The sequence below is a fragment of the Deinococcus sp. genome (genome assembly GCF_025362455.1).
Classification (GTDB): Bacteria; Deinococcota; Deinococci; order Deinococcales; family Deinococcaceae; genus Deinococcus.
The window spans coordinates 1-5,118 of sequence record NZ_JANYGJ010000063.1 but is presented as its reverse complement, the minus strand read 5'-3'; the positions used below and the strand labels follow the sequence as shown (position 1 = coordinate 5,118).

At 66.1% G+C, this 5,118-nt stretch carries 6 protein-coding genes; 5 read left to right on the top strand and 1 reads right to left on the bottom strand.

Annotated features, from left to right (window positions below):
• Nucleotides 1-426: 426 nt before the first annotated feature.
• Complete coding sequence (locus Q0R23_RS04520; RefSeq protein ID WP_293910812.1) at nucleotides 427-1,050, bottom strand: ribonuclease HII; 624 nt, start codon at nucleotides 1,048-1,050, stop codon at nucleotides 427-429.
• A gap of 74 nt (nucleotides 1,051-1,124) precedes the next feature.
• On the opposite strand from Q0R23_RS04520, the gene Q0R23_RS04515 reads away from it, so the two are divergent.
• From Q0R23_RS04515 to Q0R23_RS04495, 5 genes are all read left to right on the top strand, one after another.
• Complete coding sequence (locus Q0R23_RS04515; RefSeq protein ID WP_293910810.1) at nucleotides 1,125-2,318, top strand: class I SAM-dependent methyltransferase; 1,194 nt, start codon at nucleotides 1,125-1,127, stop codon at nucleotides 2,316-2,318.
• Nucleotides 2,319-2,370: 52 nt separating this feature from the next.
• Nucleotides 2,371-3,138, top strand: coding sequence for an alpha/beta fold hydrolase (locus Q0R23_RS04510; RefSeq protein ID WP_293910808.1), 768 nt, complete (start codon nucleotides 2,371-2,373; stop codon nucleotides 3,136-3,138).
• Nucleotides 3,139-3,180: 42 nt separating this feature from the next.
• Nucleotides 3,181-4,446, top strand: a complete 1,266-nt coding sequence (locus Q0R23_RS04505) for a hypothetical protein (protein ID WP_293910806.1) — start codon at nucleotides 3,181-3,183, stop codon at nucleotides 4,444-4,446.
• An 82-nt stretch (nucleotides 4,447-4,528) separates the two neighbouring features.
• Nucleotides 4,529-4,732, top strand: a complete 204-nt coding sequence (locus Q0R23_RS04500; RefSeq protein WP_293910804.1) for a CopG family transcriptional regulator — start codon at nucleotides 4,529-4,531, stop codon at nucleotides 4,730-4,732.
• Nucleotides 4,729-5,085: a VOC family protein gene (locus tag Q0R23_RS04495; protein ID WP_293910802.1), complete on the top strand. Its 357-nt coding sequence runs from the start codon at nucleotides 4,729-4,731 to the stop codon at nucleotides 5,083-5,085. The genes Q0R23_RS04500 and Q0R23_RS04495 overlap by 4 nt, the downstream gene beginning before the upstream one ends.
• The last annotated feature ends 33 nt before the right edge of the window (nucleotides 5,086-5,118 follow it).

Here is a 5,118-nt window from a genome sequence, read left to right as displayed (position 1 = left end):
CGCCCCGGTGGGGCGTAACTGGCCACAGGTTCGGGGACGGCGTCTTGGGCAGAACGGACTGTCGTCGTGAACGGACGCGCCTGGGCACGCCACTCCTCCCCATGAGGACGCCTGCCCGCCCCTCACCTCTCTTGATTAGGCGACGTGTCAATTGAACCTTGGAGGGAGTTGGCGCTCCGCTGAGGATGGGTACATCCCAACCGTCTCAGACGCTCAATTCTTCGCCGCGTTCTCCACATCGTGGCCGGTCACGTAGGGCGCCCGTGCTCCGCAACTGGACATAACTGACTTCGCTGGAAGGGAGTGGTCTACTTCAGCTAGAAACAGCGTCTGCGTGCGTGTCGTTACCCCCACTCCCGCAGGGGGCGAGGGAGCGTCCGAGCGGCGTTCCTGCCCCCTTCACGGCATTTTTTTAGTCTTGCGCCCCTACCCCAATAACTTCGGTTCCAGCAGCCGCGCTACCGGGGCAAACGTTCGCCTGTGTACGGCACTCACGCCCAGTTCAGCCAGCGCCTCACGGTGCTGCGGGGCGCCGTAGCCTTTGTGGCCCGCGAAACCGTAGCCGGGGTACTCCAGGTCGAGTTGCACCATCAGGGCGTCGCGTTCGGTTTTGGCGAGCAGCGAGGCCGCCGCCACCGAGTAGCTCAGGGCGTCGGCGTGGGCCGGGGCCGAGTAGGGCAAGTCGGTGGGGAGTCTCAGGTAATCGGTGACGAGTGCTTGCGGCTTCGGGTCGAGGCGAGCGATGGCCCGCATAGCGGCGGCGTGGGTGGCGCCCAGGATATTCAGGCGGTCTATTTCTTCCGGCGGCGCGTGCTCGACGGCCCAACTCAGGGCGACGCGGCGCACTTCGGCGGCCAGTTCGGTTCGCACCTCGGCCCGGAGCTGCTTGCTGTCACGGAAGGGCAGGTCCTGGGCGGTGTTGGGCAGGATCACGGCGGCCACCGTCACCGGCCCGGCCCAGGCGCCGCGTCCGGCCTCGTCTACCCCGGCGACCCGGAAGCAGCCGCGCCGCCAGTGGGCACGCTCGAAGCTCCAATCCGGTGTGGTCACGCACGTGAGTCTACGGGAACGGGCGTTTGGAAGACGAACGGGCCGCTACACTCCCAGCCGCTAAACTCACAGGCATGACCGGCAAGCGCAAAAAACCCCAGGGCCAGGCCCTCAAACTCAAGTTCAAGGCCAGCGACGTTCCCGGCGAGGACAGCAGCGCACCAGCATCCAGCCAATACTTTCAGGTCGTTCCAGCCCGCATCCCGCCCTGGTTAGAGGGATTGCGGGCCATGACCAAACCCGGCGTGCGCGGCGCCCCCGGCATCGACGAGGCGCAGGTGTTGCTGGCGAAGACCCTCATCAAATCCAAGGTGCGCGGCGAATTACTGGACCTGAGCGCGATGGGCGGCCTCCTCGCCAGCTTACCGGGCGTGAGCGTGCGGGCGGTGGAGGGCTCGGCCCCGGCGCTCGCGGCCCTGAGAGAGCTGGGTCTGGACGCCACCGCCGCTGTTCCCGGCGACGCCGTGGCACGCGCTCCCACCGTGACGCTGATTCTGGCCGGAGACCGGGGCAACGCCTACGCCTTATCCCAGGTGAGCTGGGCGCACGCCTGCACCCCGCCGGGCGGCACGCTGTACCTGGCCGGGGACCGCGACAAGGGCTTTGACCGCTACGTGCGGGCGGCGAGTGCAGCGTTTGGAAGCGGCGAAACCATCGCCAAGGACGGCGGTATGCGGGTGGCCCGATTGGTGCGCCGCCCTGGCCCCACGCCGCCGCTGCCAGAGCCGGAGCGCTACGAGCACGACGGGCTGAAGGTGGTCGTGCTGCCGGGCGTATTCAGCGCAGGCGGCGTCGATAAAGCCACCAGCATCCTGCTGCGGGAACTGGACGGACTCGACCTGAGCGGCAAAACTGTGCTCGATCTGGGTTGCGGCTCCGGCATCATCGGGGCGTGGGCGGCGAGGCGGGGAGCAACGGTTACGCTGGCCGACGCCGACCTGTCGTGTGTGCGAAGCAGCGAAACGACCCTGGAGGCCAACGGCCTGACGGGCGAGGTCATTCACAGCGACGTGGACGCGAATCTGGGGGACCGGACCTTCGATCTGATGTTGTCCAACCCACCGTTTCATGTCGGGCGCGGCGTGGTGCTGGACGTGGCTGCCGAATTTATAGCCTGCGCTCAGCGGCGACTGAAACCGGGCGGCGCCGCCCACATCGTCGCCAACGACTTTTTGCCGTATGAGCCGCTGCTCAGGCGCTGGGCCACCGTCACGGAGCTGGCGCGGGAGAGCGGCTTCAAGGTGCTGCACGCTGTTCGGCAGACCTGAGACTGCGTTCAGACAGGTCACCGCCGGTCCCTTCCGGCTCTAGACTCGGCGGATGGAAACCTTCGCGTCCTTCCGGGTCGGCGGCCAGCGGCTCAACGGCATGGTGTATTTGCCCGAACCCGACCTCAGCGGGCCCGCCAAACCCACACACGGCTTTCCCAGCGTGGTCATTCTGCACGGCTACACCGGCAACCGGGGCGGCGATCACCGCATTCTGCCGCTGCTGGCCCGCCACCTGGCGGCGCGGGGCGTGGCGGCGCTGAGCTTCGATTTCCGGGGCAGCGGCGACTCGGAGGGCGACTTTTCCGAGATGACGGTCAGCCGCGAGGTGGAAGACGCCGTGGCCGCCGCCGAGTACCTGCGCGACCTGCCCGAAATCGACCCGGAGCGCACCATGCTGCTGGGCTTCTCGATGGGCGGGATGGTCGCCGCGCTGGCCGCGCCGCAGATTCGCCCGCACCGGCTGGCGCTGTGGGCGCCTGCGCTGCCAGAGCTGTGGCTCAAGTTCCTGCCGGGCGGCTTCGTGCCGCCGATGATTAGCGACCAGGGCGGCTGGCCGGTGGGCCGGGAGTTTCTGCTGGAGTTGCCGCGCCTGGACCCGCTGAAGAAGGCGGCCCAGTGGGCTCAGAACTACGGCGGCGAGGCCCGCGTCTTCCACGGTGACGCCGACCAGACCTGCCCGCCCGCGTATGGCGTGCGCTACGCCCAGGCGCTCGGCTGCGACGTCGTGGCCATTCCCGGCGGCACCCACACCTTCGAGAGCCTGGAGACCACCGAGATGCTCTACAAGGTGACCGGCGAATTTTTGACCGGGCGGTGAGGCCGGTATTAAAACCGGAACCGATCTGGCAAAATGAAGACCATGAATAACTTCACATTGTTGGCCTTGCTGCTCATCTCGTCGGCGTCTGCTCTCAAGCTGCCCGGCACCGACTGCGCCAAATCGCCCAAGGACACCCGCTGCACCTGGAACACCAGCAGCGGCGATTTCGGCAAGATCGGCAGCGGTACGCCCTTCGCGCTGGGCGGCACCGAGATCTTCGGTTCGGGTTTTATCGACGAAAAGGAGAACGCGCTGTACCTGCCGCTGGAAATCGGCAGCAACACCGACGGGCTGGGCGCCGTGTACAGGGTGGACCTCGCCACCGGCAACCGCACGGTGATCAGCGGCATCGTGGACGGCGAGGAGCGCAGGGGCAAGGGCACTACCTACACCTCCGACCAGGGCAACCAGGCCGAAGCCTGGGATCTGGGCGGCGTGCGGGCAGTGCGCGCTCAGGCCGACGGCAGCATCGCCGCCCTGGTGAGCAAGAGCCTGGTCCGCCGCAGCGAGATCATCAAGGTGGACCGGGCCAGCGGCAACCGCAGCGTGCTGTGGGCACACAAACTCTACGACGACGCTGCCCGCCCCGGTCCGACCTCAATTCAGACCATCGAGGCCGGACTGGGCGTGAATGAAGCCAGTCTCTGCCAGGGCGGCAACGGGCGCATCAAGCCCGGCGACAGCTTCGAGACCGACGGTAAAGGCACCTTTTACCTGATGGCCTACAACAACCCGTCAGGCAGCAATATCGGCCTGCTGAAAGTCGCTTCGGGCAAGAAGTGCGCCTGGGTCAGCGAGTACGAGAACACTGGCACCAACGTCGTCGGCGACGGGCCGACGGTCAACACCCTGACGCCGATCATGAACACCTCGGCGCTGCGCGGCGGCACATTTTTCGGTACGACCGGCCCGAACCCCAGCGGAAACACGCTGTTTTCCATTGACCTGAACAGCGGCAAACGCAGCACCGTCAGCCTCAAGAACGTCCGCGCCCCGGCCCGCAGCACCGGCCAGGGCGACGGCGAGGTGGGCTACCTGGGCGCTTTCGCACTGGCTAAGACCTTCGCCCTGAGCGTGTTGCCCCAGGCCAGCAGCGAATACTTCGAGCCGGTGAAAGTGGACCTCAAGACCGGCGACCGCAGCGTGCTCAAGGTGACCAGCGGACCGCTGAAAAGCAACATCCGCGACGGCAACCAGCAGGTCGTGGCCAGCCTTCCCAGCACCAACACTTTCATCATCGGCATGAAGGGCAGCCTGTACGTCTTCAACGCCGATACCGGAGCGAGCTACACCCTCAGCCAGTAAACCGGAGCCGGACTTGTGGGCAGTTTCGCGGCTGCCCCTTTCTGCGCTTGATTACTATCTTACTAGTATGCTAGTATCAGCTATGGGCGACGATGATAAGAAGCAGTTCAACATCTACCTGCCGGAAAAGCTGATCCGGGCCGTGAAAATCGCCAGTATCGACAGTCGACGAAGCCTGAGTGCCTATGTGGAAGCGGCGCTCAGACAGCAACTGGTGATTGACGCCAAGGCGAAACAAGCAGGCGAGGAGTGGGCCGCCAAGTACGCCGGGGAGGATGCACCGTGAGGCCCAGTGTGCTGCTCTGCACCGCCGACGTGGCGCGGGCCGAGGCGTTCTACGTTGGGCTCGGCTTCAAGTTGCGCCGCCACAGCCGGAGCGGCGGCTGGACCGAGCTGGAGTGGAGTGATCTACTGCTGTTTTTGCATCACGCCCAGACTCTGCCCCCGGCGAATGGCCGCCTCCAGCTCGGCTTCGAGGCCCAGGAACCGCTGGAGATCCTGAGCGCCCGCCTGATCGAGCGCGGTGTAGCTGTCAGCGCCGAGATCGTGGACGAGGGCTTCGGGCGCACCCTGAGTCTGCGCGACCCGGACGACAATGAGCTGGTCATCGTCGAGCACGAGCCGGAATTGTACGCCTGAATGGAGGTCGATATGGACCGGGAGCAGTTTGCT